Genomic DNA, 26,290 nt, shown 5'->3' with positions numbered 1-26,290 from the left:
CGTTCCAGGCTACCCGCCCTGTTCGACCGGACACGCATAGGCGGTCCTGGAGGCCAGCGGCCAGGTCTCGACGGGGGCGCCGCAGCGGCGGCAGTGTTCGCGCTTGTAGACCCAGCGCTCGTCGGGCGCGTCCGGGTCGCTGATCACCTGGCCGGCGTCGCGGCCCATGGCGAGGTGGGTCACCGCCGTCTCCCACAGGCGCAGGGCCGCCGGCTCGTCCACGTCGCGCCGGCTCGGATGCAGGCCCGTCAGGTAGAGCAGTTCGGCCCGCCAGGCGTTGCCGATGCCCGCCCACACGCCCTGGTCGAGCACGGCCGCCCCGACCGGCCCCTTGAACGCGGTCAGCCGCCGCACCGCCTCGCGCGAGGAGGCGTCCGCGCGCAGCGGGTCGGGGCCGAGCGAGGCCCGCAGTGCCGTCACGGCGTCCGCGTCGAGGGGTTCGCAGCGGGAGGGCGCGATGAGGTCGTACGCCACCTCGTCCGTGGCCAGCCGCAGCCGGGTGCCGGCCCGGGGTTCGGCGGCCGGGTCGTCGTACCGGAGGAAGATGCCGCGCATCCCCAGGTGGACGTGGATCGCCTCGTCGCCGAAGTGGTAGAGGAGGTGTTTGCCCACGGCCTCCACCTCCGTCATCGTGCGCCCGTCGTAGGGCCGCGCGTCGAAGCGGCCCTGGGGACCTGACGCGCGCACGACGCGCCCGGCGAGGTCGGTGTGCTGGGCGTCGGCGTGGCGGTGGATCAGGTGTCCTTCGGGCATACCCGCGACCTACCCCGTGAGCTGGGCGGACGCGCTGGACAGCAGCATGTCGAGCGCCGTCGGGTACGCGCTGTCGTTCATCCGCGCGACCAGCAGCGGCGCGGTGGCGGCGATGTTGGGGTGGGTGCTGGCGGGCAGCCGCGCGTACGTGTCGCGCCACACCTCCTCGTCGGCCTCCCGCGCCGCCTTCGGCAGGGCCAGGGTGGCGGCGTCGAGGATGGCGAAGGCCAGGCTCTGGTCGATGAAAGCGTGATAAATCCTGACCGCGTCCGCGTCGGCGAAGCCGGCCCCGCGCACGATGCCGAGGATCGTCTCGTCGCCGGCCACCTCGTTCGGCCGGCCGGTGACCCGGCTGGCGGTCAGCACGGCGGCCTGCGGATGGGCCAGGTAGGCGTGGTGGATGCGCAGGCCGAGGTCACGCAGGTCGGCCCGCCAGTCACCGGTGGCCCGCCAGTCCTCCATGGCGTGGCGGAACAGCTCGTCCGCGATGGCCAGGATCAGATCGTCCATGCCGCGGAAGTAGCGGTAGACGGTGCTGGCGTCGGCGCCGAGCGCGAGGCCGAGCCTGCGGGCACTCAGCCCGTCGGCGCCGTGCTCGCGCAACATCCGCAGCGCGGTCTCCACGATCAGCGCGTGCGTCAGCACCTGTCCCCGCTTGGTGGGACGCCGCCGCCGGCGCGCCGCCTCCGGCACCACTCGCTTGGCCACGCGCTCCTCCTTATGCCAACACCATTGACGTTGACCAGCCTACGGACGTTGGATGGTCAGCACACCCCCAAATCAGCCAAAAGGGGATTTATCGTCATGCGTATCCTTATCGTGGGAGCCGGCGGCGTGGGAACCGCCATCACCCGGATCGCCGCCCGCCGCCCGTTCTTCGACCACATGGTGGTCGCCGACTACGACCTGCCCCGCGCCAAGGCCGCCGTCGCCGCGCTCGGCGACCGGGCCGCCAGGTTCACCCCGGCCAGGGTCGACGCCGCCGACGCGCGGGCCGTCACCGCGCTGCTGACCGAGCACCGCTGCGACGTGCTGCTCAACGCCACCGACCCGCGTTTCGTGCTGCCGCTGTTCGAGGCGGCACTGGCCGCCGGGGCCGACTACCTCGACATGGCCATGTCGATGTCCAGGCCGCACCCCGACCGGCCGTACGAGGAGGTGGGTGTCAAGCTCGGCGACGAGCAGTTCGCCCGCGCGGGCGAGTGGGCCGAGCGGGGCAGGCTGGCGCTGGTCGGCATGGGCGTGGAGCCCGGCCTGGCCGACGTCTTCGCCCGCTACGCCGCCGACGAGCTGTTCGACGAGATCGAGGAGATCGGCATCAGGGACGGCGGCAACCTCACCGTCGACGGCTACGACTTCGCCCCCTCCTTCTCCATCTGGACCACGATCGAGGAGTGCCTCAACCCACCGCTCGTCTACGAGAAGGAGCGCGGCTGGTACACCACGGAGCCGTTCAGCGAGCCCGAGATCTTCGACTTCCCCGACGGGATCGGCCCGGTGGAGTGTGTGAACGTCGAGCACGAGGAGGTCGTGCTGGTGCCGCGGTGGATCCCGGCGCAGCGGGTGACGTTCAAGTACGGCCTCGGCGAGGAGTTCATCGGCACGCTCAAGACCCTGCACGCGCTCGGCGTGGACCGCACCGAGCCGGTCGCCGTCATGACCGACCGCGGCGAGGCCAGGGTGTCACCGCGTGACGTGGTCGCCGCCGTGCTGCCCGACCCGGCCGCGCTCGGCGACCGCATGCACGGCAAGACCTGCGCCGGCACCTGGGTGAAGGGCGTCCAGGACGGGCGGGCGCGCGAGGTGTACCTCTATCACGTGGTCGACAACGAGTGGTCGATGCGCGAGTACGGCTCCCAGGCGGTGGTCTGGCAGACCGCGGTCAACCCGGTGATCGCGCTGGAGCTGATGGCGACGGGCGTCTGGAAGGGCGCGGGCGTGCTGGGTCCCGAGGCTTTCGAGCCCCGGCCGTTCCTCGATCTGCTGGTCGAGTACGGCTCACCGTGGGGCCTGCGCGAGCAGTGAGGGGGGCCGGGGTCCACCGGCATCGGCGGGCGCAGCATCATGGGGAGGCAGCGAACCGAACATCGGAGGTTTTCCCTTGAGCATCGCCGACGATCCCGACCGCGCACCGGCCCGATCCCACCTGTACGCCATGGGCCTGTCGGAGGAGGAGATGCGCCGGCCCGTGGTCGGCATCGCCTCCACCTGGACCGGCACGATGCCGTGCAACCTCAACCACCGCGACCTGGCCGCCCAGGTGGCCGAGGGCGTGCGCGCGGCAGGCGGGCTGCCCATGGAGTTCAACACGATCGCCGTCTCCGACAACCTCACCATGCACACCCCCGGTATGCGCACCTCGCTGATCAGCCGCGAGGTCATCGCCGACTCCATCGAGCTGATGGGCCGCGCGCACGGCTTCGACGCGCTGGTGGCCATCGTCGGCTGCGACAAGACCGTACCGGCCGCGATCATGGCGCTGGCCAGGCTGGACGTGCCCTCGGTCGTCCTCTACAGCGGCAGCATGCTGCCGGGCCGCTGGCGCGGAAAGGACGTGACCATCCAGGACATGTGGGAGGCGCTCGGCGAGCGCGAGGTCGGCCGGATGGACCAGGCCGACCTCGACGACCTGGCCAAGCACGCCTGCCCGGGGGCGGGCACCTGTGCCGCCCAGTACACCGCCAACACCATGGGCACCGTCGCCGACTTCCTCGGCCTGGCCCCGTTCGGCGTCGGCGACATCCCGGCCACCGTCCCCGACAAGGAGGCCGCCGCCCGCCGCGTGGGCGAGATCGCCATGCGCGCGCTGGCCGCCGATGCCCGCCCCTCCAAGGTGCTGACCGCCGACGCGCTGCACAACGCGATCGTGTCGGTGGCCGCCATGGGCGGCTCCACGAACGCCGTGCTGCACCTGCTGGCCATCGCCCGCGAGGCCGGGCTGCCGCTGGAGATCGACCGGATCGGCGAGATCTGCCGCCAGGTCCCGATCATCACCGGGCTCAAGCCCAGCGGCGGCGACGGCACCGCCCTGGACCTGTGGCGGGCCGGCGGCACCGCCCTGGTGGTCCGCCGCCTGCTGGAGGCCGGGCTGCTGCGCGAGAACGTCACCCTCGTCGACGGCCGCAGCCTGGCCGACGTGGCCGCCGACGCCCGGGAGACCCCCGGCCAGACCGTGGTGGCCGGTGCCGACCGGCCGTTCAAGCCGCGCGGCGCGCTGGCCATCCTGCGCGGCTCGCTGGCCCCGGGCGGCTGCGTGCTCAAGCTCGGCGGCAAGGACGACTTCCGCCACGAGGGCCCGGCCCGCGTGTTCGACTCCGAGGCCGACTGCTACACCGCGATCCAGCAGGGACAGATCGTGGCCGGCGACGTCATCGTGGTCCGCTACGAGGGCCCGGCGGGCGGGCCCGGCATGCGCGAGATGCTCTCGATCACCGGCCCGCTCGTGGGACGGGGTCTCGGCAGTTCGGTCGCCCTGGTCACCGACGGCCGCTTCAGCGGGGTCTCGCACGGGCTGGTCATCGGGCACGTGGCGCCCGAGGCGTACCACGGCGGGCCGATCGCCCTGGTCCGTGACGGCGACGCCATCGTGATCGACAGCGCCGCCGGCACCCTGGACCTGCTCGTCCCCGAGGAGGAACTGGCCGCACGCCGGGCCGCCTGGCAGCGTCCCGACCGGCCGGTCGAGCGCGGCGTGCTGACCAAGTACGTGGCCACCGTCGCCTCCGCCTCCGACGGCGCCGTCACGGCCTGAGGTCGCGGACCGAACACGGGGTGAGGGCGGCTATGCTGCGCAATGACGTTTGCCGCCCTCGCCCTTGAAGGAGACTTCCGCGATGTACAAGGAGTTCGCTGTCGAGGCCGTGATGTGGGTCGTCCCGGTCGTGGTGCTGATCGGGGTAGCGCTCCTCGTCACCGCGTGAGCCCTGGGGGGCCGGGCCGCTGCCGGCCGGCCCCCTCGCTCGCTCAGCGGTAGTAGCGGTAGGCCACGCTGGTCTTGGCGTAGCGGTTGAAGCCGGCCCAGCCGTCGAGGTAGTTGTTCCACCTCTGCGACAGCGCCCTCGTCCGCACGGTGCAGGCGGCGTAGCGGACCTTGCGCGGCTTGATGGTGCCGACGTAGTCGTAGCAGCTGCCGACCGACCTGCCGTTGACGCTCAGCCGCGCGTTCAGCTTGACGCGGTAGAGGTACTTGCGGGAGATGTTCGTGATCCGGACGTTGATCCGGCAGGTGTCCTTGCACCGGCCCAGGGAGACCTTGGTGCGGATCAGCTGACGAGCGGCCGTCGTCGTGACGGTCTCCGCCGCGAACGAGGTCCGCGCGGATGTGGACGCGCCGGCGGGTGTGGCCATGAGCGAAGTCGCGGCAGCAGCCACTAAGGCCGCGCCGGCGAGGCGCTTGTACATTCTGCCCCCAGAATCGAAACGGTCGCGTCCCCCTCTGGCCGCAACCCGTGTCTCTTCGACTACTATCAGGCACCCGGATAAAATCATGCACGACGCGCAAGATTCGATATAGAACGGTTATCCGCTTATATCGGCTTTATCCGCCCAAGTGGTCACCCGTCTCAGGAGGCCCATGCCAGCAGCGGCCCGCCCTCCCTGAGCCGCCGCAACGCCTGTTTCTCCAGCTGGCGGATGCGCTCCCTGGTCAGGCCGAGCTGCTCGGCGATCTCGGTGTAGCTCTGGGCCTCCTGCCCGGCCAGACCGTACCGGCGCCTGATCACGAACGCCTCGCGCGGCGGCAGCGTCGTGACCACCGCGCGCAGCTCCGCGCCGAGCGCGCGGCGCTCGGTGAGCTCCTGCACCTGCGGGCCCTCCTCGTCGGCGATCATGTCGCCGATCCGGCTCTCGCCGTGTGCCCCCACCGGCAGGTCCAGGCTGACCATCTCCTGGCTGAGCCGGCGCAACGCCGCCACCTGGGCCGGCGACCGCTCGGCCACCTCGCCCAGCTCCGCCTCGGTCGGCTCGCGGCCCAGCTCGGCGGCCAGCCGGCGCTCGACCCTGATCAGCCGCGACAGCTCCTCCGCCACGTGGATGGGCAGCCGCACCGTACGGCTCTTGTCGTGGATGCCGCGCTCGATCGCCTGGCGGATCCACCACATCCCGTACGTGGAGAACTTGTAGCCGCGCGTGTAGTCGAACTTCTCCACGGCTCTGATGAGCCCGAGGTTCCCCTCCTGGATGACGTCCGGCATCGGCAGCCCCCGGTAGGAGTAGCGCCTGGCGGCGGCCACGACCAGCCGGAGGTTGGACCTGATCAGCAGGTCCTTGGCGCGCCGCCCGTCACGTGCGACGCGGTGGAGTTCTGGCGTGCCCTCACCACGCTCGATCAGATGGCCCGCGTACAGGCCTGCCTCGATCCGCCGGGCGATGTCCACTTCGTCCGCGGCGGAGAGCAAGGGGATTTTTCCGATCTGCTCCAGGTACGTGCCGAGCAGATCGGGCTCGTCGGCCGACATGCCCGGGCACTACCCGGTAAACGGCGGCGGATTCCCCTCTTCGTTGAGTTCCGCGATGGCCAGCTCGGCCGTGGAGCGGATGTCGAAGAACTTGTCCAGCGCGGTGATCGCGAACAGGTGCTTGCACCTGCCGTTGAGCCCCGACAGCAGCAGCCTGCCGCCCGAGGCGGTGACGGCCTTGTGCAGATAGACCAGGACGGAAAGACCCGAGGAGTCGCAGACGGCCACCGCCTGCATGTCGATGACGAGCATCGGGGGCTGGGTGAGATCGAGCGCCTTGGTGACGCGATCGCGAACCTCGGCCGCCGACCCGAAATCGAAGTCCCCCGTCAGCCGCGCGATGACGCAAGGTCCCTGGAGTCCGAGGCTTATCGACAAGGCCTGCTCCGAAGTCACCCAGCTCCACCTACCCGCGTTGCTTTCCCGATCCGACCACTTTACGAGAAGTAGCGCTTCGGGTTGAACACCAGCATCTGCTCAATCTGGTCATCGGTCACACCCGAGCCCAGCAGTGCGGCCAAAACGTCGTCGTGAATGTGATCGTAGCGCCAGTTCGGCGCGAGCGTGCTGCGGGTCTCCTCCCAGTCGCCGCCGAAGTAGTCCATGAAGCAGGCCGTGTCGTGGCTGAGGACCATGCGGTCGGCGTAGCCGCGCTCGCACAGCGCCGCGATCGTGGCCACGCGCTGCGCCGTCGGGTTGTAGACGTCCAGGCCGAACCGGTCCATCCCGAGGGTCGCGCCGGTGTCGGCCAGGCGCATGAGGTAGTCGAGGTCGTTGCTGTCGCCGGCGTGCCCGACGACCACTTTGCGCAGGTCGACGCCTTCCTTGGCGAACAGGTCGAGCGCGAGGAGACCGCTGTGCTCGGCGGAGTTCGTGTGCACGGTGATGGGCGCGCCCGTACGCACGTGGGCCTGCGCGACGGATCGGCAGATGCGCTCGACGCCGGGCGTCAGGCCCTTCGCGTCCACGGCGCACTTGAGGAAGGCCGCCTTGACCCCGGTGCCGGCGATGCCCTCGGTCAGGTCACGGACGAAGTCGTCGATCATCGGGTCGGGGCGGTCGATGATCAGGCCGGGGCCGCGGAAGGTGTAGGTGTGGGGCAGTTCCTCGAAGACGTAGATGCCGGTGGCCACGATGATGTTGAGGCCGGGCACCTGCTCGGAGACGCGCAGGATGCGCGGGATGTGCCGGCCGAGGCCCCACACCGTCGGGTCGACGATCGTGCGCACGCCCTTGGCGGCCACCGCGCGCAGCTTGGTGACGGCGTCGGCGATCCGTTCCTCCTCGTCCCACCAGGCGCCCCTGCCGTAGTTCTCCAGGTGCTCGGTGGCGACCACGAAGACGTGTTCGTGCATCAGCGTCTGCCCGAGCTCGCCGACGTCGACGGGGCCGCGAAGGGTCTCGACTGTGGGCATGCGCGCCTCCATACCGGCTGGTCGGTGTGCGCCAAACTAAGCTCCTGCCGACCCGCCGTCAACAGCCACGCCGCACGACGCCGCGATCGTTCAGTGAGCCGCCGTCAGATCTGCCGCGCGGCGGCGCGGTCAGGCCGTGCCGCGTGCCGCCGGGCGCGCGTGGCGGGGGAAGAGCGGCTCGGGCCGGGTCAGGCGGCGGGCGCCGACCGCCGCCGACGCGCGTGCCGCCGCGCCCGGCAGGAACGGCTCCAGCTGGACGGCCAGCTCCCGGCAGGTCCGCACCAGCGTGCCCAGCGACGCCTCCCGCTCGCGCGGCGGCTGCTGCCAGGGCCGGGCGAGCTCGACGTACCGGTTGGCCTCCTCGACGAGTGTCCACACCGCCAGCGCCGCCCGCCGGAAGTCGAACTCCGCCAGCGCCGTGTCCACCGCGCCGTCCACCTCCGCGAGCGGCTCCCCCTCCTCGGGTACGTGGCCGTCCAGGAAGCGGACGACCATCGTGGCGACCCGGCTGACCAGGTTTCCCAAACCGTTGGCCAGGTCCTCGTCGGCCCTGGCGACCAGCCGCGCCTCGGTGAAGTCGGCGTCGCCCACGCGCGGCACCTCGCGCAACAGCCACCACCGCACCGCGTCGGCCCCGTACGCCCGCACGAGCGCCGCCGGATCGGCGGCGTTCCCCGACGACTTGCTGATCTTGCGCCCGTCGGCCGTGAGGTAGTCGTGCACGAAGATCGCCGTGGGCAGCGGACGCCCGGCGGACAGCAGCATGGCCGGCCAGTACACCGCGTGGAAGCGGATCACCCCCTTGCCCACGAGATGGACCTTGCTCGGCTCACGCACCCACCACCGCTCGTAATCGCCACCGCCACCGTCATTCAGCGCGGTGATGTAGTTGGCCAGCGCGTCCCACCACACGTACACCACCTGGGCGGGATCGCCGGGCACCGGGATCCCCCACCCCCTGGCCCGGGCGGCGGAGCGGGAGACGCTGAGGTCGTCGAGTCCGGCCGCGACGAAGGCCAGCACCTCGTTGCGGCGCGCGGCGGGCTCGATCCGTAGCCGGCCGCTGCTGATCAGGGCGTACAGGTCGTCCTGGTAGCGGGAGAGGCGGAAGAACCAGTTCTGCTCGGAGACGCGCTGCAGCGGCGCCTCGTGCCCGTCGGGGCAGGGCCCTTCGGGGTAGAACTGCTCGCAGCCGACGCAGTAGAGCCCCTCGTAGTGGCGCTGGTAGAGGTCGTGCCCGGTCTCCCGCCAGATGCGCTCGACGCCGTCACGGTGCGCGGGGTGGGTGCTGGTCCTGATGAAGGAGTCGAACGACAGCGCGAGCGGCCCGCGCAGGCCCTCGAACGCGGCGGCGTTCCGGTCGACCAGCTCGCGCACCGGGACGCCCGCCGCCTCGGCGGCCAGCACGTTCTTCAGCGAGTTGTCGTCGGTGCCGGTCTGGAACCGCACGGGCTCGCCCCGCCGCCGGTGGTGCCTGGCCAGCACGTCGGCCTGGACGAGTTCCAGGGCGTGGCCGAGGTGAGGCCGGGCGTTGACGTAGGGGATGGTCGTCGTGATGTACATCGGATGCCTCCCGTGGGGCCCCGGACACGACGAGAGGCCCCGGCTAGCAGGGCCTCAACGTGAACGTGGCGGTGGACCCCCTAGGGGGTCATCATCACCGCGCGAGTCGTCATGAGGACATCGTACGCCCTCGACGCACCGCGTAGATCACCCAGCCGACGGCGAACACCGCGACCCCGGCCAGCACCGACGCCAGGGGCAGCGTCGCCGCCAGCACCAGGCAGAGCACCAGCCCCAGCACGGGGACGACGCGCGGCGGCGCCCCCTCCTCGCGGCCGAGCGTGAGCGCGCAGGCGTTGGCGACGGCGTAGTAGACCAGCACGCCGAACGAGGAGAAGCCGATCGCCCCGCGCAGGTCGGCCACCAGCAGCAGCACGATCACCGCCACGCCCACGGCCAGCTCGGCCCGCCTCGGCACCTGCCGCACCGGGTCCACGGCGGCCAGCGCCCCCGGCAGGTCGCGCTCGCGCGCCATGGCCAGCACCGTGCGGGAGACGCCGAGCAGCAGCGCCAGCAGCGCACCGAGCGCCGCCACCGCGGCCCCGACCGTCACGACGGGCGCCATCCAGCCGAACCCGGCCTCCTTGACCAGGTCGGTGAGCGGCGCGGTGGATCTGGCCAGCAGCTCCGGCTTCAGCGTGCGCAGCGCGGCCAGGGCGACCAGCAGGTAGACGACGAGGGTGACGGCCAGCGCGATGCCGACGGCGCGGGGGATGGTGCGGGCCGGGTCGCGCACCTCCTCGCCGAGGGTGGCGATCCTGGCGTATCCGGCGAAGGCGAAGAACAGCAGCCCCGCCGCCTGCAGCACGCCCCAGGGGCGAGTGCTGATCAGCGCCGGGTCCGGCGTGTACGAGAACCACCGCACCACGTCGTCACCCACCAGCCCGGCCACGACGACCCCGGCGAGCACGGCCAGCACGAAGACCACGATCACCCGCGCCGCGCCGGCCGAGCGGCGCACCCCGAAGAGGTTGAGCGCCGTCAGCACGGCCACCGCCGCGACGGCCGCCGGCCGTTCGCGCCCCGGCAGCACGTACGCGCCGAACGTGAGCGCCATGGCCGCGCACGAGGCGGTCTTGCCGACCGTGAAACCCCAGCCGGCCAGGTAACCCCACAGCGGCCCGAGGCGGCGCCTGCCGTAGACGTAGGTGCCGCCCGACTCGGGGTAGAGGGCGGCCAGGCGGGCCGAGGAGGTGGCGTTGCAGTAGGCCACGACGGCGGCCAGCGCGAGCGAGACCAGCAGCCATTCGCCGGCGGCCGCGGCGGCGGGGGCGAAGGCGGCGAACACGCCCGCGCCGATCATCGCGCTCAGCCCCACGACCACCGCGTCGGTGGTGCCGAGCCGGCGCGCCAGCTCCTCCTGCATCGTCCTCGCCTCCCCTGCCCGCCAGGAGGAACCCACTCTGCCCTATCCCACCGACAGATCCCCACCAACGCCGGGTGAACGTCCCGCGCCGGTCCCGGTCCCGGCTGGATGTCCCGCTCCCCATCGGACGTCCCGCTCCGGTCCCGGTCCCGACCGGACGCGGCCCCGACCGGACGCGGTCCCGAGGCGGGTCGGGATCACCGGCCGGACGTCCCGCTCAGTCGTCCTTTTCCGCGCCCGGCACCACCAGCACCGGTCGCCGCGCGTGGTGCAGCACCCGGTCCGAGGTGCTGCCCAGCAGCAGCGAACGCACCCCGCCCAGCCCTCTGGTCCCCGTCACGATGAGGTCGGCGTCCAGTTCGTCGGCCACGTCCACGATCGTCGACCAGACGGCCACGGAGTCCGGCTCGCACCGGGGCGTCGCCTCCAGCCCCGCCTGCCGGGCCAGCTCCGCCCCCTGCCGGGCGAGGGCGGTCATCGCCTCGGCCACCGCCTCGTCCTCCACGCCCGTCTGGTCGAACGTCATCATGAGCCCGGCCGAGGCGCGGGCCGTGGTCATCGCCAGGCGCTCCCACACCGTCAGCACGACCGCCTGCTGCCCGGGGAACTGCCGTCCGGCGAAGGCGATGGCGGCCTTGGCGTCGTCGGAACCGTCGTACGCGATCAGAATCGTCATTTTCAGCCACTCCACAAGAGGTTCGGACCTGACCTCTATCCAGGACGGCGGCTTTCACGCCTCAATGATCGTCAGGCCAGGGCGGGCGCGACCTCGCGCCGGGCCGACGGCCTGAGCAGCGACAGCCCGGCCAGCGCCAGCACACCGAGCTCGGTGACGACCACGACCCGCTGGGTGAGCCCGGCGGGGATGTCGTCGTTGCTCAGCGGGATGCCGAACATGCGCACCACGTACGGGACCACGACCAGCAGCAGAGCGCCCAGCGCCAGCGCGCTGAGGATCCGCATCGCCTTCGCGTACGGGCTCCTCGCCCTGGCCAGCAGCATCCCCGCGGCGGGCATCATCATGAAGGCGGCGAAGGCGGCGTAGCGGTGGATGCCGCCCGACATCGACAGCGGCACGCCGGGCCTGTCGGTGGGGAAGGCCCCGACCAGGAACATGCTCACCCCCCAGAGCACCAGCAGGGCCACGATCCAGCCGCTCGCCCCGGACCGGCGCAGCGCCTCGGCGATCAGCGCGGAGCCCACGGCGAACAGGGTGAGCGAGGCGGGCAGCAGCCAGCCGGCCGACTGCCAGACGTACTCGCTGATCACGCTGTGCAGCGGGTCGAGGTTCGATGCCGCGTGCAAGGTGAGCATGGCGCCGCTTCCCGCGCCGATGGCGGTGAATCCCGTGACGAGCAATGCCTTCATACGTTTTACGCTCGCGTAACGCGGCTTTTGCGAACATCGGAGATCGGCCCGGTCCGGCCCTGAAGGATCCCTTAATACCTTGGTCGGAGTAAGCCCTGAGGCGGGCCGCTGACCTGCGTGGAGACGACCCCGGGTAGGGCTCGCCCCCTCAGGGTGGGGGCGGCGGGCCCGACCCGATTTGGCCTAGAGCGCCCTCGAAGTGTGACCCTGGAAGAGGAAGCTCCGGCACGGGCAGCGCCGGAGCAGTGGATCGACAGCAACAGGGGATGGACATGGAAAGGCGCGTACTGGGCAGGGACGGTCTTGAGGTCTCCGCTCTCGGCCTCGGCTGCATGGGCATGTCGGAGTTCTACGGTCAGGGCGACGAGAAGGAGTCCGTCGCCGTCATCCACCGGGCTCTCGACCTCGGCATGAACTTCCTCGACACCGCCGACATATACGGCAGGGGCGCCAACGAGGAACTCGTCGGCCGGGCCGTCAAGGGCCGCAGGGACGAAGCGGTGGTGGCCACCAAGTTCGGCGTCAAGCGCGACGGCGACTCCCGGACGATCGAGAACAGCCCCGAGTACATCAGGGCGGCGTGCGACGCCTCGCTGCGGCGGCTCGGCATCGACCGCATCGACCTCTACTACATGCACCGCCGCAATCCCGACGTGCCGATCGAGGAGTCGGTCGGGGCGATGGCGGAGCTGGTCGAGCAGGGCAAGGTGGCCCATCTCGGACTGTCCGAGGTGTCGGCCGCCACGCTGCGCCAGGCCGTCGCCGTGCATCCGATCGCGGCCCTCCAGAGCGAGTACTCGCTGTTCACCCGGGGCCTGGAGGCGGAGATCCTGCCCGCGGCCAGGGAGCTGGGGGTGGGGCTGGTGGCGTACTCGCCGATCAGCCGCGGCCTGCTGTCGGGCGCGATGCCGGGTGCCGGCGAGCTGGCCGACGACGACTTCCGGCGGCGCATGCCGCGCTACTCCGGCGAGAACGCCGAGCACAACCTGGCGCTGGCGGCCGCGGTGAAGCGCGTCGCCGACGAGGCCGGCATGACGGCGGCGCAGATCTCCCTGGCCTGGCTGCTGGCCCAGGGCGAGGACGTCGTGCCGATCCCGGGCACGAAGCGGCTGAAGTATCTGGAGGAGAACGCCGCCGCCGCGGACCTCACGCTGACCCCCGAGCAGCTCGACGCGCTGGTGCGGGCCGTTCCCGCGGACGCGGTGCGCGGGACGCGTTATCCCAGCATGAACGAGGTCGAGCGCTGACCGCTCACGGGCAGGGCCGGTCGGGGTCGAAGTAGACCCTGACCGTGGTCGCGCCGGCCCTGGTGTGCACGCGGACGAGGTCGCTGAGCAGGTTGACGATGAGCAGGCCGCGGGAGCCCGCGGTGCGCGGGTCGACCGGCTCGCGGCCCGCCAGCGGGTCGGTGATGTGGCCGGCGTCGCTGACCTCGCACACCAGCCGGCCCTCCTCGGCCCACACCCGCAGCGTGCCCGCGCCGCCGCCGTGGTCGAGGCTGTTGGCGCCCAGCTCGGCCACCGTCAGCCGGATGTCGTCGAGGCGGTCGGCGCCGAAGCCCATCGTGGCGGCCTCACGGGCGGCCAGGACGCGCGCCGCCGACAGGTTGCCGTTGTCGAAACGCAGCGAGACGAACGCCTCGGGCTCGTCGAGCGGCCGGTTGTGCCCCTCGATCACCAGCTCGGGCGCATAGTCGGCGCTGTCCCACTCGCGGGAGGCGTCGCGCAGCACGGGATGGGTGCGGGCCGCCTCTTCGAGCACCTCGGGGGTGAGGCCGTCGAGGTCGTACGGGCACAGGATCGTGGCCCGCCGGCCGCTGAAGGCCAGGTTGATCAGCGCCTCGTGCTGGGCGCAGGCCGGATATTCGGTCACGCTGCGGCCCGGCCAGATCGGCTCGCCGATGATGCGCACGTGCCGGCCCGGATGCCGGTCGGCGAACTCGCGCAGGACGCCGGGGATGATCCGCCCCGGGTTGCGCCCGGCCTCCGTCATGTCGAGCAGCAGCACCTTGCCCGCTTCCGCCCCGAGCGCCGTCTCGATCAGGGCGAGATTCGCGGCGGGGACGGCGACCGCCACGGGGTCGCCCGCGGCCAGCCCTTCGCGGACGAAAGCCGTGGTGGCGGCCACGTATTCGGGTGCGCCCCGGTAGAGGAGTGCCGGGTGCGCGAACGGTTTCGCCGACATCACCTTCCACGCTACCCAAGGTTGATGAATTCACGGCAATCCATTGGGGTACCTAAAGGGATGTGAAGAGAGTCCAGCTCGTTCGCCGCCCCCGTCCGACCCGTAACCCCTACGGCTCCCTCGATCTCCGCACTCCTTCAGGCCGACGGCTCCCGTTCTGAGCCGCACGACCTTATGCTCGGGACATGTCGGAATTGCAGATGAGAGTGTCCGACGAGGACCGGGAGCGCACCGCACAGCAGCTGCAGCGCGCGTTCACCGAAGGCCGCCTCAACCAGATCGAGCTCGAGGACCGGCTGGAGATCGCGCTGTCGGCGAAGACGTACGCGGACTTGCTGGGCCTGATCGACGATCTGCCCAGCGAGCAGCCCGCGGCCGGCGACGTGGTCGAGCTGGAGTCGAAGACCGGCAATCTCAAGCGTTCCGGCGACTGGAACGTCCCACGCCGGCTACGGGTGTCGTCCAAGTACGGCGGCATCGACCTCGACCTGTCCGAGGCGGTCATCGCCCATTCCGTCGTGGAGATCGAGATCGACCTCACCTACGGCTCCGGCAAGATCATCGTGCCGGAGGGCGGCGTGGTGGACGTCGACGGCTTCAGGAGCGAGTGGGGCAGCGTCAACACCTCCGACCTGCCGAGCAGGCCACGGCCCGGCGCCCTGCGGGTGGTGATCACCGGGCGGGCGAAATACGGCAGTCTCACGGTGCGCTATCCGCGCAGACGCTGGTTCACCCATTGATGGAAGAGCGAGATGTGGTGCTCGCTGGGCACGAGCACCCCGCCCTCCCGGTACGCCCGTGACGACATGCCCGGCTGGGTGCGTTCACAGGCGTCGAAGTCCTGCGCGTTGACCCGGTGGAACAGCTCGACCGAGAGCGACAGGTCCGCCCCCGAGGCGATCACGTCCGGGTGGTAGAGCCAGTCGCACTCCACCACGGTCCTGTCCACGGCCATGGGGATCATGCGATGCAGGATCACGTGGTCGGGCACCAGGTTGACGAACACCTGGGGCTTGACGGTGATCGCGTAGTAGCGCCGGTCCTGCTCGGCGGCGACGTCGGGCAGCTTGCCGAACCCGGGGCTGCCGTCCACGGTGAACCCCTCGGCCCGCGCGGCGAACTCCGCGCCGTGGCCGACGTAGTACTGCGCCGCGAAGCCGCCGGCGAACTCGGGGAGCACGGCGGTCAGCTCGGGGTGGATGGTGGCGCAGTGGTAGCACTCCATGAAGTTCTCGACGATGAGCTTCCAGTTGGCCTTGACGTCGTAGACGATGCGGCGGCCGAGCGCGAGCTGCTCCACGTGGTAGCGCTCGATGGCGGCGGGGTCGCCGAGGCGTTCGGTGGCGGCGTACATGACGTCGTCCTCGAACGAGGGCGGCTCGGCGGCCAGGCAGACCCACGCGTACCCGAGCCATTCGCGCAGGTGGACGGGTGACAGGCCGTACTGGACGCGGTCGATGTCGGGCATCTTGGCCAGGTTGGGCGCGGCGGCCAGGCGGCCGTCGAGGTCGTAGGACCAGGCGTGGTAGGCGCACCTGATCGTCCTTCTGACCTCGCCCGCCTCCTCGGCGCACAAGCGCGCGCCGCGGTGCCGGCAGATGTTGAGGAAGGCACGTAAGCGCTGGTCGCGCCCACGCACCACGATCACGTTCTCCCTGCCGACCTGTACGGTCCTGAACGCCCCCGGCTTCGGCAGGTCGTCGGCCCTGACCGCGCAGAACCAGAGATCTTCGAAGATCCTGGCCTGCTCGTCCGCGAAGATCGCGGGGTCGGTGTAGGAGCGCCCTGGCAGCGTGGAGATCAAGCTCGACGTGGTGGTCAACCGACACCCCTAGTTGCGTATTACGCACCGAGTTGCTCTATATGCGTCATAGTCGGGCGGCCTCAGGGGGCTGTCAAGAGGTAGTTGCTGTAGCGGCGCAGCAGCCTCGCGTACACCTTGCTCATGGGCCCGTCCGGCAGCAGTCCGGCGAACGGCCGCTGCATGTCGGTGAGCTCGGTCCCGGCCAGCCTGGCGGGCCTGCGCACCACCTTCGACCTGGCCTTCTCGTACGCCCGCAGGTCCCCGATCGACCCGCTGAGCGACCACGCGTCCTCCAGGGCCTGGTTGGCTCCCTGGGCCATGGTCGGGGGCATGGTGTGGGCGGAATCACCCGCCAGGGTCGTCGGGCCTCTGCCCCAGACGTCGCGGATCGGCTGCCGGTGGTGGGGGAAGAAGTCGACGTCCGTCAGCGTGGCGAGGATGACGGGCACCGGCTCGGCCCAGTCGCGGAAACGTTCGCGCAGCCGTTCCACGATGTCGGGGTCGTCGGCCCAGAACGGCTTTCCCGGCGCCGACCGCACGTCGAACCACCACAGCAGCCGCCCCCTTCCGGCCGGGATCAGCCCGCACAACCCCGCGCCGCCGGCGATCATCACGGCCCTGCGCTGCCCGGTGAGCGCGGTGGGCATGGTGGTGAACCCCTGCCAGGTGACGAACGGGCTCAGCGTGGCGGAGTCCTCCCCCCACAGCGCGGCGCGCACCACGGAACGGCGGCCGTCGGCGCCCACGAGCACGTCGCCGCGCACCGTGCGGCCGTCGGACAGGCGCGCCTCGGCCCGCTCGGGCGTCACGTGCTCGGCCCGCGCCCCGTAGGTCACCGGGACGCCGTCGGCGAGCAGCTCGACCAGCTCGTTGCGGGCCACGTGCACGACGGGGTGGCCGTAGCGGCGCTCGGCCACGGTGAGGTCGAGGGTGAGCAGCCGCCTGCCGTCCGTGGCCCACGACTCCAGGGTCTCCAGGCGGCGGCCCACGCCCGAGCAGTCGACCTTGAGCTGCTCCAGGATGGCCGTGCTGCCGGGCCAGAGGGTGACGGAGCCGCCGGCCGTACGCGGCTCGGGGGCCTCCTCGTACACCTCGGCCTCGTGTCCCGCGTTCAGCAGGCCACGCGCCAGGGCGAGCCCCGCGACGCCCGCGCCGATGATGATTACCCTCATAACGACCCCTGATTAACGAGACTCTCAATATCAGATACTAGGAGTATCACAATGTCTGCGCGCGGCCGCAAGCCCGACCCCACGGTCGACACCCGGATCAGGCAGGCCGCGTCCGGGCTCGTGCTGACCCACGGCCTCGACTTCACCATGGACGACGTCGCGGCGGCGGCAGGCGTGGGCCGGGCGAGCGTGTTCCGCCGCTACGCCACCAAACGCGACATGCTGCTCGAAGCCATCGCGGGCCTGATGAACACGCACGTCGCCATCCCCGACACCGGCTCACTGGAGGGCGACCTGCGGGTGGTCATCTCCGACACGCTCGCCCTGTGGCGGATGCCCGGTCTGTCACGCACGGCCAGGCAGGTGTACGGCGAGGCCGGCCGGGACCCCGCGGTCGCCGAGCTCATCCGCACGAGCATGCGCACCCGGATGGAGCGCTCATGGGTCGTGTACGAGCGCGCCATCGAACGCGGCGAGCTCCCGCCGAACGCGGACCTGTGGATGCTCACGGACCTGTTCTCGGGCTTCGTGTCCTACCGGGGGCTCCTGGATCTTCCGCTGCCTGAACCGGAGGAGATCGTGCAGGTCCTGCTGCACGGCTTTACGCTGAGTTGATGCCCGTGGTGTTAGTGGGGTGCAAGCGACCGTCAAGGGAGGAACCATAATGTTCCCTTCGTTCGCTAAACCTACGAAGGGCACCAAAATGACACCCCCTCGTCGTCGCCTCGCCGTCGCGGGCGCGACGCTGACTCTTGCCGTGCTCACCACCGCCTGTGGCGCGCTCGGCCAGGCCGTTGACTGCAACACCGCCGCCAACGACGCCGCCAAGATCGCTACCGAGTGGAGCTCCACGGTCACCAAGGACGCCGCCAACGGGGACGCCGTCGAGGCCGCCTCGAAGACCGCGGAGACGAAGACCAAGGAGCTCGCCGGCAAGTACGACGGCGAAGTCGCCGCCGCGCTCAACGACCTCGCGGACGGCTTCGGCTCCATCAAGGGCGGTGACCTGAACAGCATCACCGAGTTCAGCGGCAAGGTCAACGGCTTCACCAGCAAGATCACCGCGGCCTGCTCCTAGTGGGCTCGCGGTCGCCGTCACGGCCTGTGGGGGGCAGGACCGCGGCGGCGGCCGCGTCGGATCCGGCGCCGTCGCCACGATGGCGCCGGCCGTGGCGGGGGTGAGGTTCTGTGGCGCGCACGGGGGGTGAGCGCCGGGAGTCTCCCGCCCACGGACCCAGGGCCACCGCGTGCGAGTGAGCGCCATCGCGCTCCTCGCACCGGTGGCCTTCTCCATGCCCGGGGGTCTACGCCTGGTCGTGGTGCGGGGGCTCGCCGCGCGCCTTCTCGTACGCCGCGTCGAACCCCGCCAGCACGGCCGGCCACGAGCCCGCGGCCGGGGGTGTGCTCCTGTTGTGCGCGGCGATCGACGCGCGCAGGCCCCCGTCCGCGCAGAGCCGCGCCACCGCCCGCGCCAGGTCCCCGAGCGTGCGGCCGAGCAGCCCCTCGGTGCCGTCCTTGACGAAGTCGGCCACCCCGCTCTGCGCCCTGGCCACCACGGGGACGCCCGCGGCCCGCGCTTCGAGCGCCGCGATGCCGAACGACTCGCGCGGCGCGGGCGCGACGAACACGTCGGCCGAGCCCAGCAGCTTGGCGATCTGCTCGCGGGTGTAGCGGCCCGGCAGCGAGACCCAGCCGGACATGCCGTGGCGGGCCAGGAAGCGCTCCATCTGGCCGCGGGCCGGCCCGTCGCCGACGATCGTGGCCCGCATCGGGATCCCGCCCGGCACGCGGGCACGGGCCGCCTGGAGGAGCTTCAGCAGGCGTACGGGCTGCTTGCGCGGAGCCAGCCGCCCCACCGCGACGATGTGCACCTCGCGCGCGCCGGGAAGCGGCGCCTCGCCCTCCTGCCCGCCCTGAGCCCCGCCGTCCCACGCGCCGGAGGCCGGAGCCCAGCCCGACAGGTCGAGGCCGTTGGAGACCACCCGCACCGGCACCTCGGGGCCCGCGACGGCGCGGATCGGGGCCGCGGCCGCGTTGCTCACCGTGGTGGCCACCAGCCGCCACCGCTGCCAGCCGAAGGCCAGCCGCAGCAGCCGGTAGAGCAGCCGCGTCACCGGGTCCCACATGCTGTGCACGGTCACCACGCACGGCACGCCCGCGCGGAAGGCCGCGCGCACGCCCATCCACGCGAACGGCGAGACCGCGCCGGTGTGCACGTGCACCACCTCGGGACGCCCCGAGGTGATCCAGCGGGTGAGATGCCCCACTCCGAAGGGGTGCACGGGCAGGTCGAACGGCATCCGCGCGACGATCCTGCGCACGCCGGGCAGCGGCTCTCCCCTGGTCGCCGTGGCCACCGAGACGTCGTGCCCGGCCTCCCGCTGCATTCGTACGAGATCGGCCACCTGGACCTCGATCCCCCCGAGTCGCGGCAGGTAACAGTCGCTCACGTGAAAGATCCGCACGCCTCCCACACTAATCTGGGCGTGTGCCTCCACGTACCGCTGTGTTCTTCCATGCTCATCCCGACGACGAGGCCCTGCTGACGGCGGGCACCATGGCGATGCTCGCGGCCGAGGGGCATCGGGTCGTGCTCGTGGTGGCCACGGCCGGCGAGCGCGGCCTGGCCGAGATGGATCCGGGCGACGAATTGGGCGAGACCAGGCTCAAGGAGCTGTACGAGTCGGCCGCGCTGCTCGGCTGCGCCCGCGTCGAGTGTCTCGGCTACGGCGACTCGGGGCTCAGCCCCAAGGGCGGGGTCGCCGACGAGCGGCCCGACAACGCCTTCATCGACGCCGACACCGAGGCGGCCGCCAAGGCGCTGGCGGCGATCCTGCACGAGGAGCGGGCCGACCTGCTCGCGATCTACGATCCGGCGGGCGGTTACGGCCATCCCGACCACGTGCAGGTGCACCGGGTGGGAAAGCGGGCGGCCGAGATCGCCGGCACGGAGATCGTCCTGGAGGCGACGGTCAACCGCGATCCGCTGGTCCGGCTGCTGAAACTGGCGGGACGGTTCTACCGGTTCCCGCCGGAGTTCGACGTACGGACGTTCGAGGTCGCGTACTCGCCGGGTGAGACGATCACCCATCGGGTCAATGTCCGGAGATATGCGAAACAGAAGCGGGCGTCCATGGCCGCGCACGCCTCCCAGGCCAGCGGCGGCGACAGCGACCGCACGCTCGCCGTGATGCTCAAGGTCCCCCGCCCGATCTACCGCTTCGTCTTCGGCACCGAGTGGTACGTCCGCCGCGACCTGCCCCCGGGCGCCCGGCTCACTCATCCGTTCGACCGGTGGCCGAAGTAGTTCCCAGGGTTGACGTGCGGGCGCTCGCGACCCGGCAGACTGGACCCCGATGAAGAACAGATGGCTCCAGATCCTCCTGTCGGCGGCCTCGCTCGGCCTGGCCGTGCTGCTCATGGTCTACCTGCCCCAGATCGTGCGCGCCCTGACCGGCAAGGACGTGTCCTGGGCGCAGGTCGGAGCCGTCTTCGCCGCGCTCGGCGGGGGCGAGGTCGCGCTGATGGCCGCGGTCTGGCTGCTGAGCCTGCTGGCCTACACGTTCGTGCTGACCAACTCCCTGCCCGGCCTCAACAACCTGCAGGGGCTCACGCTCAACGCGGCGGGCAGCGCGGTGAGCAACCTGCTGCCGTTCGGCGGCGCGGTGGGGGTCGCGGTGTCGTTCGCGATGACGAGGGGCTGGGGCTTCGGCAACCGGGCGATCGTGGTCATGACGCTGGTCAGCGGCATCTGGAACACGTTGTTCAGGTTCATCCTGCCGGCCGTCGGCATCATCGCGCTGCTGATGGCGGGCAAGGCGGCCAACCCGACCGTGGCCAACGCGGGCTGGACCGGCGCGGTGTCCATCCTCGTGCTCTGCGCGATCGTGGCCGCCGCCCTCTACTGGCAGCGCGCCGCCGACCTGCTCGGCCGGGCCCTCGACGGCCTCACCCGGCTGCTCCGGCTCAAGGCCGACGCCTCAGGGGCCTTCCACCGGCTGCGCGCCGACACCGCGGGCGTCGTGCGGACCAGATGGCGGGGCCTGTCGCTCGGCATGGTGTTCTTCCTCGGCTTCCAGTGGGCGATCATGGCCGTCTGCATGCAGGCCACCGGCGCCTGGCCCGGCCCGGCCGAATCGATCGCCGTCTTCGCCCTGTCGAGGGTCCTGACCAGCGCTTTGATCACTCCCAGCGGCGCCGGGATCATGGAGAGCGGGGTGGCCGCGCTGCTGATCGCCTTCGGCGTCGAGTCGACTCCCGCCATCGCCACCGCACTGCTTTTCGGCTTCTGGACTTACACTATCGAGATCCCGTTCGGCGGCCTGGCACTGGGCGCATGGGCGCTCCTGCGCAGGCGCAACGGCCGGAACGCCGGCGCGGAGCCCCCGTCCGCGATCTCGAAGGCCACCTAGTGACAATCCCAAACCCCTCAAAGACCTTGTGCGTGATTCGTAGGCCCGCATAGCGTGGCGGCTGACATGGTGGCGTTCCGAGTTCTGGGGCCAGTCGAGGCGTACGAACACGACGACGAACTCGACCTCGGCGGGTTGCGGCAGCGGGCCGTCCTCGCCCGGCTTCTCGTGGCCCGAGGTCAGGTCGTGCCCGTTGACACGCTTCTCTACGATCTGTGGGACGACGACGCGGCCAAGGGCGCGCAGTCGGGTCTGCAGGTCTACATCTCCCGCCTGCGCCGGGTGCTCGAGCCCGGCCGCCCGCGCGGAGGGCCCAACCGCCTGCTGGTGACGGTCGCGTCCGGCTACGCCCTGCGCGTGGCCTCCGAACAGGTCGACGCGCTCAGGTTCGAGCAGCTCGTCCGGGCCGCCGGCGAGCACCTCGAGGAGAGCGATCCGCAGTCCGCCAGAGGCCGCCTGGAGAAGGCGCTGGGCCTGTGGCGCGGCACCCCCTACTCCGACTTCGCCGACCAGGCGTGGGCGGAGGCCGAGGTCAACCGGCTGACCGAGCTGCGGCTGGTCGCGCGCGAGCGGCACGCCGACACCGGCCTGCGGCTCGGCCTGCACGCCGAGACCGTGCCCGACCTGGAGGCGCTGACCACCGAGCATCCGCTGCGCGAGGAGGGCTGGCGGCTGCTGGCCCTCGGCCTCTACCGCTGCGGCCGTCAGGGCGACGCGCTGGCCGCGCTGCGCCGGGCCAGGAACATCCTGGCCGACGAGCTCGGCATCGATCCCGGCCCCGCGCTGCGCAAGCTGGAGTCCGACATCCTGGCCCAGGCGCCGGAGCTGGAGCTGGCTCCGTCCGCGCGGCCGGCCAGGCCGGCCGCGCCGGTCACCGACACCTGGCCGCCCCGCCCGGCCGCGCCGGTCGAGCCGCCGCCGCTGGAGCCCGAGCCGTTCGTCGGCCGGGACGCCGAGCTGGCCAGGCTGACCACCGCCGCCTCCCGTACGGGCAGATTCCAGGTCGCGATCGTGACCGGGGTCGCCGGCGCGGGCAAGACCACGCTGCTGCGCCAGCTGGAGAGCAGGCTCGGCGGCGACGGCTGGATCACCGCGTCCGGCGCCTGCCCCGACTCCAGCGCCACGCCGCCCGGCTGGGCCTGGGTGGAGATCCTGCGCACGCTCATCGGCATGACGGGCGCGGGCGAATACACCCAGTTGCTCGCCCCGCTGCTCGACGACGCCGCGCCCGACCCCGACGAGGACGAGGTGTCCGGCGGGTTCCGGCTGCACCGCGCGGTCGGCGGCTACCTGGCCGGGGTGGCGCGGCGCGGGCCCGTGCTGCTGACGCTCGAAGACCTCCACTGGGCCGACGACCAGACACTGGCCCTGCTGCGCGCGCTGCCGAGCCTGCTGGCCACCAGCCGGGTGCTGCTCGTGGTGACGTGCAGGGAGAGCGAGCTCGACGACCGCCAGTCCGACGTGCTGGCCGCCCTGGCCCGGCTCAGCCCCCTCCGGGTGGGCCTGTCGGGGCTCGATCCGAAGGCCGTGGCCGAACTGGTCAAGGCCACCTGCGTCCGCGAGATCGACGAGGACGCGGTCGAGTCGATCGTCGAGCGCACCGGCGGCAACCCGTTCTTCGTCCGCGAGACCGTGCGCCTGCTCGACTCCGAGGGCGCGGCCGACCGGGCCAGCGCCACCGAGGTGCTGTCGCAGGTGCCCTCGGGCGTGCGCGACGTGCTGCGGCGGCGCATCTCACGGCTCCCCGCCGGCGCCCAGCAGATCCTGCTGCAGGCGGCGGTGATCGGCCGTGACGTCGACCTCGACGTGCTGGTGGCCGTGGCGGTCGACGAGGACTCGGTGATCGAGGCGGTCGAGGCGGCGCTGCTGGCCGGGCTGGTGACCGAGCCGGGCCCGGGGCTGCTGCGCTTCGACCACGACCTCGTCCGCGACACGATCTACTCCGACGCCTCCCGGCTGCGCCGCACCAGGCTGCACGCCGAGGTGGGGGCGGTCATCGAGCAGCGCACGCCGTCCGACGTGGCGGCGCTGGCCCATCACTACTTCCTGGCCGACACGGCCGGCAAGGCCGTGCACTACGCGGGGCTGGCCGCCGAGCAGGCCGAGCGGCGCTTCGCCCACCGCGAGGCGGCCACGCTGTGGGAGCAGGCCATCGCCGCGTTCGACCGCTCGCGCGGCGACGAGTCCAGGACGGACGAGCAGAGCGGCGAGCAGCGTCCCGAGCGGGCCAAGGAGCGGCTGCGGCTCATGCTGCGCCAGATCAGGGCGCTGGCCCTGTGCGGCGACATGACCGGGGCCCGGCTGCTGCGCCGTCAGGCCATGGATGCCGCGCTGCCGCTGGGCGACCTGGAGATCACCGCGAAGGTGGCGGCGTCGCTGGCCGTGCCGCACAAGGGCATGGCGCGCGACTTCACCCGTACCGCGTGGGAGATCGTGGACGTCACCGAGAAGGCGCTCATGGAGCTGCCCGAGGGTGAGCAGCGGCTGCGGGCGAGCCTGCTGACCACGCTGGCGCTGGAGCTCGAAGGCTCCTCCTCGCCCGAGCGGGGCCGCCAGGCGTCGCTGGAGGCGCTGGAGCTGGCCCGGCAGAGCGGCGACCCCACGCTCATCGCGGCGGCGCTGAGCGGGCGGCTGCGGCAGTCGTACGACATCCCGGCCGTCGACACGCGGGAGAGCATCGGCAGGGAGCTGCTGGAGGTGGCCCAGCGCTCCGGGCAGATGGCCACGCAGGCGCTGGCCCACCTGGTGCTGCTGGAGTGCGCGGCGGCCCGCGGCGAGTTCGCCGTGGCCGACGAGCACGCGGCCGCGGCCGACCGCCTGGCCAGGCAGTACGACCTGTCCGCGCCCGCCGCGGTGGTCGTCTGGTACACCGGGCAGCGGCTCATGATCAGCGGCGACTACGAGGGCGCCGAGCGGGCCTACCGCGAGGCGGCCAGGATGACCGCGCGGGCGGGCATGCTGGAGGGCCGCCAGGACCTGCCGCTGATCACCACGTTCTGCCTGCACCTGGTGGCCGGGCGAGCGGCCGAGACGGTCGACCGGCTGGCCGAGAAGCACCAGCAGGGCGCCAAGTGGACCCTCGACGCCTACGCCCTGGCGCTGGCCTCGGCCGGTCACGTCAACGACGCCAAGGCGGTGGCCGCGACCAGGCCGCCGGTGCGGCCCGACTTCCTCTACGAGCTGGCCATGACCTGGCGGGCGCTGGCCGGCATGCTGCTCGACGACCGCGAGCGCATGGTCGACTGCTACGACAAGCTCAAGCCGTTCGCCGACCGGGTGGCGGGCGCGGGCACCGGCGTGGTGGCGCTGTGGCCGGTGGCGCTGACCCTCGGCGACCTGGCCATCCGGCTGGGCCAGCCGGACGCGGCGCGCGAGCACTACGAGAAGGCGCTGGAGGTGGCGGAGCGGATCGGCGTGCCGCGCTGGGTGGAGGCGGCCAGGCAGTCGGTCAGCAGCTCCCTCGGCAACGGCCGCTCCTGACCGGCCGGGCGGCGGGTCAGGAGATCACGCGGGAACGAAGCCGGGCGGACGGCTCGGAGCTCCTCCGGGGCCCGGGCCGGGCGGTCGGTCAGCAGGTGACCTGGAAGCGGTCGCTGTTGATCGGGTCGGCGCCCTGGACCTTCAGCTCGACGCGGTACCAGCCCGGGTTGCCGGTGACCCGGGGCCGCCACTGGACGGTCTGCTCGGCCGCGGCGGTGCCGTCGTGGTCGGACAGGTAGGTGCGCCAGGTCTTGGTGGCCGGGCTCCAGCGGGTCAGCCGCCAGCGGTAGGTGACGCCCTGGTCGGGGTCGGGGTTGATGAGCAGGCTGCGGGCCACGTACGACTTGACGCAGCCGGCCTGACCGTCGGCCAGGACGTTCACGGTGACCTTGCCCGCCACGGCGGCGGTGGTGATGTCCTCGGTGACGGGCACCTCGCGGGCCGCCAGTGTGACCGTGGTGACCGGGCCGGCCGGCACGGCCGCGGAGCCGGCGCTGCTGTAGGCGGAGAAGCCGACGTACGCGCTGGTGAAGGCGAGGGCCGCGATGAACAGCTTGGCGGCGTTCGTGGTTCCACTGGCCAGGACGGCTGCGCTTCTGGTCGGCATCGTCAACACCCCTTTTGCTCACCCTTAGAGTGGGGCCGGGTGGTTGAGTGCTGGTTGTCGGCCGGTTGCACCCTTTGCGGGAGGCTTGCAACCCGGTGTGGCACCGCGATCGCCGCTGAAATAAGGTAAGCCTGACCTAAGGATCGTGGAGGGGTGGTGGGCCGGCCATGTGGCGCGCGAGGATCGCCGTCCCCGCTCCGACGGAGCCGTTCTTCCTGGGGATGCCCTACTGGCTCGTGGGCGCGATCCTGATCCTGGCCCTCTTCGGCGCCTTCCAGGTCTACTACTGGGTCGGCCGCCGGCTGGGCGAGAAGCTCTACGACTCGCGCGTCGGCGTCAGGCTCGGCCGCGACCGCATCGCCAAGATCGAGCGCGTCGTCGAGCGCTGGGGCGCGCTGGCCGTCTACGGCTGCTTCTGGGTGCCCATGCTGCGCCACACGCTGCCCTGGGTGGCGGGGGCGCTGCGCGTCTCCTATCCCTGGTACGTGGTCGCCAGCGCGCTGGGCTGCCTGACCTGGGCGCCCATCTGGTGGTTCGGCCTCACGGCGCTCGTGTGGGGCTGGCTGGAACTGGCCGCCCGCTCCCCGCTGACGGCCGCGATCGCGGCCGTGGCGGTCGTCGCGCTCGTGGCCTGGCTCACGGTCCGGCGCAGACGCCGCCGCCGCGCCGCCGAGGACCAGGCCCTCGCCTCCTGAGCCGATCGGAGCAGG

Annotated in this window: 25 protein-coding genes; 10 read left to right on the top strand and 15 right to left on the bottom strand. The window is 71.8% G+C overall.

The genetic code is table 11. The features are described 5' to 3' along the window. Positions 1 to 9: 9 nt before the first annotated feature. Both OIE67_RS02610 and OIE67_RS02605 read right to left on the bottom strand, forming a co-directional pair. The gene (locus OIE67_RS02610; protein WP_326636265.1) at positions 10 to 753 is read right to left on the bottom strand and encodes a DNA-formamidopyrimidine glycosylase family protein; all 744 of its coding nucleotides are present in this window, start codon (positions 751 to 753) and stop codon (positions 10 to 12) included. A 9-nt stretch (positions 754 to 762) separates the two neighbouring features. Next, positions 763 to 1,461 (bottom strand): TetR/AcrR family transcriptional regulator, encoded by a 699-nt coding sequence (locus OIE67_RS02605; RefSeq protein ID WP_326636261.1) that lies wholly within the window; start codon positions 1,459 to 1,461, stop codon positions 763 to 765. Positions 1,462 to 1,557: 96 nt separating this feature from the next. Here OIE67_RS02605 and OIE67_RS02600 point away from each other — a divergent pair, with 96 nt between their 5' ends. Together OIE67_RS02600 and ilvD are read left to right on the top strand one after the other, a co-directional pair. Continuing rightward, positions 1,558 to 2,778: a saccharopine dehydrogenase family protein gene (locus tag OIE67_RS02600; RefSeq protein WP_326636259.1), complete on the top strand. Its 1,221-nt coding sequence runs from the start codon at positions 1,558 to 1,560 to the stop codon at positions 2,776 to 2,778. A 76-nt stretch (positions 2,779 to 2,854) separates the two neighbouring features. Next, entirely contained in the window at positions 2,855 to 4,504 is a 1,650-nt protein-coding gene (ilvD, locus tag OIE67_RS02595) for a dihydroxy-acid dehydratase (protein WP_106249133.1), read from the top strand. A gap of 212 nt (positions 4,505 to 4,716) precedes the next feature. Here the strand turns inward: ilvD and OIE67_RS02590 are convergent, their stop codons facing one another. The 8 genes from OIE67_RS02590 to OIE67_RS02555 all read right to left on the bottom strand — a co-directional run bounded on the left by OIE67_RS02590 (position 4,717) and on the right by OIE67_RS02555 (position 11,921). Then, on the bottom strand, positions 4,717 to 5,100 hold the full coding sequence (locus OIE67_RS02590) for a hypothetical protein (RefSeq protein WP_326636257.1): 384 nt from the start codon (positions 5,098 to 5,100) through the stop codon (positions 4,717 to 4,719). 215 nt (positions 5,101 to 5,315) lie between these two features. Then, on the bottom strand, positions 5,316 to 6,209 hold the full coding sequence (locus OIE67_RS02585) for a sigma-70 family RNA polymerase sigma factor (RefSeq protein WP_326636255.1): 894 nt from the start codon (positions 6,207 to 6,209) through the stop codon (positions 5,316 to 5,318). A 9-nt stretch (positions 6,210 to 6,218) separates the two neighbouring features. After that, positions 6,219 to 6,605 carry an STAS domain-containing protein gene (locus OIE67_RS02580; RefSeq protein ID WP_106249128.1) on the bottom strand — a complete coding sequence of 129 codons (387 nt, stop codon included), beginning with the start codon at positions 6,603 to 6,605 and terminating at the stop codon, positions 6,219 to 6,221. Between the two features lie 41 nt (positions 6,606 to 6,646). After that, positions 6,647 to 7,624 carry a phosphotriesterase family protein gene (locus OIE67_RS02575; protein ID WP_326636253.1) on the bottom strand — a complete coding sequence of 326 codons (978 nt, stop codon included), beginning with the start codon at positions 7,622 to 7,624 and terminating at the stop codon, positions 6,647 to 6,649. Positions 7,625 to 7,753: 129 nt separating this feature from the next. After that, entirely contained in the window at positions 7,754 to 9,187 is a 1,434-nt protein-coding gene (locus tag OIE67_RS02570; protein WP_326636251.1) for a methionine--tRNA ligase, read from the bottom strand. Between the two features lie 109 nt (positions 9,188 to 9,296). Then, the gene (locus OIE67_RS02565; protein ID WP_326636249.1) at positions 9,297 to 10,553 is read right to left on the bottom strand and encodes an APC family permease; all 1,257 of its coding nucleotides are present in this window, start codon (positions 10,551 to 10,553) and stop codon (positions 9,297 to 9,299) included. A 217-nt stretch (positions 10,554 to 10,770) separates the two neighbouring features. After that, the gene (locus OIE67_RS02560) at positions 10,771 to 11,229 is read right to left on the bottom strand and encodes a universal stress protein (protein WP_326636247.1); all 459 of its coding nucleotides are present in this window, start codon (positions 11,227 to 11,229) and stop codon (positions 10,771 to 10,773) included. A 71-nt stretch (positions 11,230 to 11,300) separates the two neighbouring features. After that, the gene (locus OIE67_RS02555; RefSeq protein WP_326636243.1) at positions 11,301 to 11,921 is read right to left on the bottom strand and encodes a DUF998 domain-containing protein; all 621 of its coding nucleotides are present in this window, start codon (positions 11,919 to 11,921) and stop codon (positions 11,301 to 11,303) included. 272 nt (positions 11,922 to 12,193) lie between these two features. On the opposite strand from OIE67_RS02555, the gene OIE67_RS02550 reads away from it, so the two are divergent. Then, complete coding sequence (locus tag OIE67_RS02550; protein WP_326636241.1) at positions 12,194 to 13,168, top strand: aldo/keto reductase; 975 nt, start codon at positions 12,194 to 12,196, stop codon at positions 13,166 to 13,168. 4 nt (positions 13,169 to 13,172) lie between these two features. Here the strand turns inward: OIE67_RS02550 and OIE67_RS02545 are convergent, their stop codons facing one another. Then, complete coding sequence (locus OIE67_RS02545; protein ID WP_326636239.1) at positions 13,173 to 14,105, bottom strand: sensor histidine kinase; 933 nt, start codon at positions 14,103 to 14,105, stop codon at positions 13,173 to 13,175. 185 nt (positions 14,106 to 14,290) lie between these two features. Between OIE67_RS02545 and OIE67_RS02540 the strand changes: the two genes are divergently transcribed. Then, positions 14,291 to 14,845, top strand: a complete 555-nt coding sequence (locus OIE67_RS02540; protein ID WP_326636237.1) for a DUF1707 SHOCT-like domain-containing protein — start codon at positions 14,291 to 14,293, stop codon at positions 14,843 to 14,845. Here the strand turns inward: OIE67_RS02540 and OIE67_RS02535 are convergent. Next, positions 14,815 to 15,927, bottom strand: coding sequence for an aromatic ring-hydroxylating oxygenase subunit alpha (locus OIE67_RS02535; protein WP_326636235.1), 1,113 nt, complete (start codon positions 15,925 to 15,927; stop codon positions 14,815 to 14,817). The two genes, OIE67_RS02540 and OIE67_RS02535, sit on opposite strands and share 31 nt — an antisense overlap. Before the next feature lie 62 nt (positions 15,928 to 15,989). After that, positions 15,990 to 17,081 carry an FAD-dependent oxidoreductase gene (locus OIE67_RS02530; RefSeq protein WP_326636234.1) on the bottom strand — a complete coding sequence of 364 codons (1,092 nt, stop codon included), beginning with the start codon at positions 17,079 to 17,081 and terminating at the stop codon, positions 15,990 to 15,992. Between the two features lie 51 nt (positions 17,082 to 17,132). Here OIE67_RS02530 and OIE67_RS02525 point away from each other — a divergent pair, with 51 nt between their 5' ends. After that, positions 17,133 to 17,696, top strand: coding sequence for a TetR-like C-terminal domain-containing protein (locus tag OIE67_RS02525; RefSeq protein WP_326636232.1), 564 nt, complete (start codon positions 17,133 to 17,135; stop codon positions 17,694 to 17,696). An 88-nt stretch (positions 17,697 to 17,784) separates the two neighbouring features. Continuing rightward, positions 17,785 to 18,159: a hypothetical protein gene (locus OIE67_RS02520; RefSeq protein WP_326636231.1), complete on the top strand. Its 375-nt coding sequence runs from the start codon at positions 17,785 to 17,787 to the stop codon at positions 18,157 to 18,159. A gap of 226 nt (positions 18,160 to 18,385) precedes the next feature. Here OIE67_RS02520 and OIE67_RS02515 read toward each other — a convergent pair whose 3' ends face one another. Continuing rightward, the gene (locus OIE67_RS02515) at positions 18,386 to 19,546 is read right to left on the bottom strand and encodes a glycosyltransferase family 4 protein (protein WP_326636229.1); all 1,161 of its coding nucleotides are present in this window, start codon (positions 19,544 to 19,546) and stop codon (positions 18,386 to 18,388) included. A gap of 23 nt (positions 19,547 to 19,569) precedes the next feature. On the opposite strand from OIE67_RS02515, the gene OIE67_RS02510 reads away from it, so the two are divergent. The 3 genes from OIE67_RS02510 to OIE67_RS02500 all read left to right on the top strand — a co-directional run bounded on the left by OIE67_RS02510 (position 19,570) and on the right by OIE67_RS02500 (position 24,973). Continuing rightward, complete coding sequence (locus OIE67_RS02510; RefSeq protein ID WP_326636227.1) at positions 19,570 to 20,388, top strand: PIG-L family deacetylase; 819 nt, start codon at positions 19,570 to 19,572, stop codon at positions 20,386 to 20,388. A 49-nt stretch (positions 20,389 to 20,437) separates the two neighbouring features. Next, positions 20,438 to 21,493, top strand: coding sequence for a lysylphosphatidylglycerol synthase domain-containing protein (locus OIE67_RS02505; RefSeq protein WP_326636226.1), 1,056 nt, complete (start codon positions 20,438 to 20,440; stop codon positions 21,491 to 21,493). Between the two features lie 66 nt (positions 21,494 to 21,559). Next, positions 21,560 to 24,973: a BTAD domain-containing putative transcriptional regulator gene (locus OIE67_RS02500; protein ID WP_326636225.1), complete on the top strand. Its 3,414-nt coding sequence runs from the start codon at positions 21,560 to 21,562 to the stop codon at positions 24,971 to 24,973. Positions 24,974 to 25,061: 88 nt separating this feature from the next. Here OIE67_RS02500 and OIE67_RS02495 read toward each other — a convergent pair whose 3' ends face one another. Beyond that, positions 25,062 to 25,580 (bottom strand): hypothetical protein, encoded by a 519-nt coding sequence (locus tag OIE67_RS02495; protein ID WP_146178505.1) that lies wholly within the window; start codon positions 25,578 to 25,580, stop codon positions 25,062 to 25,064. A gap of 167 nt (positions 25,581 to 25,747) precedes the next feature. Between OIE67_RS02495 and OIE67_RS02490 the strand changes: the two genes are divergently transcribed. Continuing rightward, on the top strand, positions 25,748 to 26,275 hold the full coding sequence (locus OIE67_RS02490; RefSeq protein ID WP_326636224.1) for a DedA family protein: 528 nt from the start codon (positions 25,748 to 25,750) through the stop codon (positions 26,273 to 26,275). Positions 26,276 to 26,290: the final 15 nt, after the last annotated feature.

Origin of the sequence: Nonomuraea fuscirosea, from assembly GCF_035917475.1 — a bacterium.
Classification (GTDB): Bacteria; Actinomycetota; Actinomycetes; order Streptosporangiales; family Streptosporangiaceae; genus Nonomuraea; species Nonomuraea fuscirosea.
The sequence above is the reverse complement of the archived record's forward strand: the minus strand, read 5'-3'. Positions and strand labels throughout refer to the sequence as shown.

Coding starts and splice junctions, on each gene's coding strand:
- OIE67_RS02555 (WP_326636243.1), bottom strand. CDS start 11,921: ATGAAGGCATTGCTCGTCACGGGATTCACCGCCATCGGCGCGGGAAGC.
- OIE67_RS02495 (WP_146178505.1), bottom strand. CDS start 25,580: ATGCCGACCAGAAGCGCAGCCGTCCTGGCCAGTGGAACCACGAACGCC.
- OIE67_RS02545 (WP_326636239.1), bottom strand. CDS start 14,105: ATGTCGGCGAAACCGTTCGCGCACCCGGCACTCCTCTACCGGGGCGCA.
- OIE67_RS02565 (WP_326636249.1), bottom strand. CDS start 10,553: ATGCAGGAGGAGCTGGCGCGCCGGCTCGGCACCACCGACGCGGTGGTC.
- OIE67_RS02530 (WP_326636234.1), bottom strand. CDS start 17,081: ATGAGGGTAATCATCATCGGCGCGGGCGTCGCGGGGCTCGCCCTGGCG.
- OIE67_RS02500 (WP_326636225.1), top strand. CDS start 21,560: ATGGTGGCGTTCCGAGTTCTGGGGCCAGTCGAGGCGTACGAACACGAC.
- OIE67_RS02525 (WP_326636232.1), top strand. CDS start 17,133: ATGTCTGCGCGCGGCCGCAAGCCCGACCCCACGGTCGACACCCGGATC.
- OIE67_RS02550 (WP_326636241.1), top strand. CDS start 12,194: ATGGAAAGGCGCGTACTGGGCAGGGACGGTCTTGAGGTCTCCGCTCTC.
- OIE67_RS02560 (WP_326636247.1), bottom strand. CDS start 11,229: ATGACGATTCTGATCGCGTACGACGGTTCCGACGACGCCAAGGCCGCC.
- OIE67_RS02610 (WP_326636265.1), bottom strand. CDS start 753: ATGCCCGAAGGACACCTGATCCACCGCCACGCCGACGCCCAGCACACC.
- OIE67_RS02590 (WP_326636257.1), bottom strand. CDS start 5,100: ATGGCCACACCCGCCGGCGCGTCCACATCCGCGCGGACCTCGTTCGCG.
- OIE67_RS02575 (WP_326636253.1), bottom strand. CDS start 7,624: ATGCCCACAGTCGAGACCCTTCGCGGCCCCGTCGACGTCGGCGAGCTC.
- OIE67_RS02600 (WP_326636259.1), top strand. CDS start 1,558: ATGCGTATCCTTATCGTGGGAGCCGGCGGCGTGGGAACCGCCATCACC.
- OIE67_RS02570 (WP_326636251.1), bottom strand. CDS start 9,187: ATGTACATCACGACGACCATCCCCTACGTCAACGCCCGGCCTCACCTC.
- OIE67_RS02520 (WP_326636231.1), top strand. CDS start 17,785: ATGACACCCCCTCGTCGTCGCCTCGCCGTCGCGGGCGCGACGCTGACT.
- OIE67_RS02490 (WP_326636224.1), top strand. CDS start 25,748: ATGTGGCGCGCGAGGATCGCCGTCCCCGCTCCGACGGAGCCGTTCTTC.
- OIE67_RS02585 (WP_326636255.1), bottom strand. CDS start 6,209: ATGTCGGCCGACGAGCCCGATCTGCTCGGCACGTACCTGGAGCAGATC.
- OIE67_RS02505 (WP_326636226.1), top strand. CDS start 20,438: ATGAAGAACAGATGGCTCCAGATCCTCCTGTCGGCGGCCTCGCTCGGC.
- OIE67_RS02540 (WP_326636237.1), top strand. CDS start 14,291: ATGTCGGAATTGCAGATGAGAGTGTCCGACGAGGACCGGGAGCGCACC.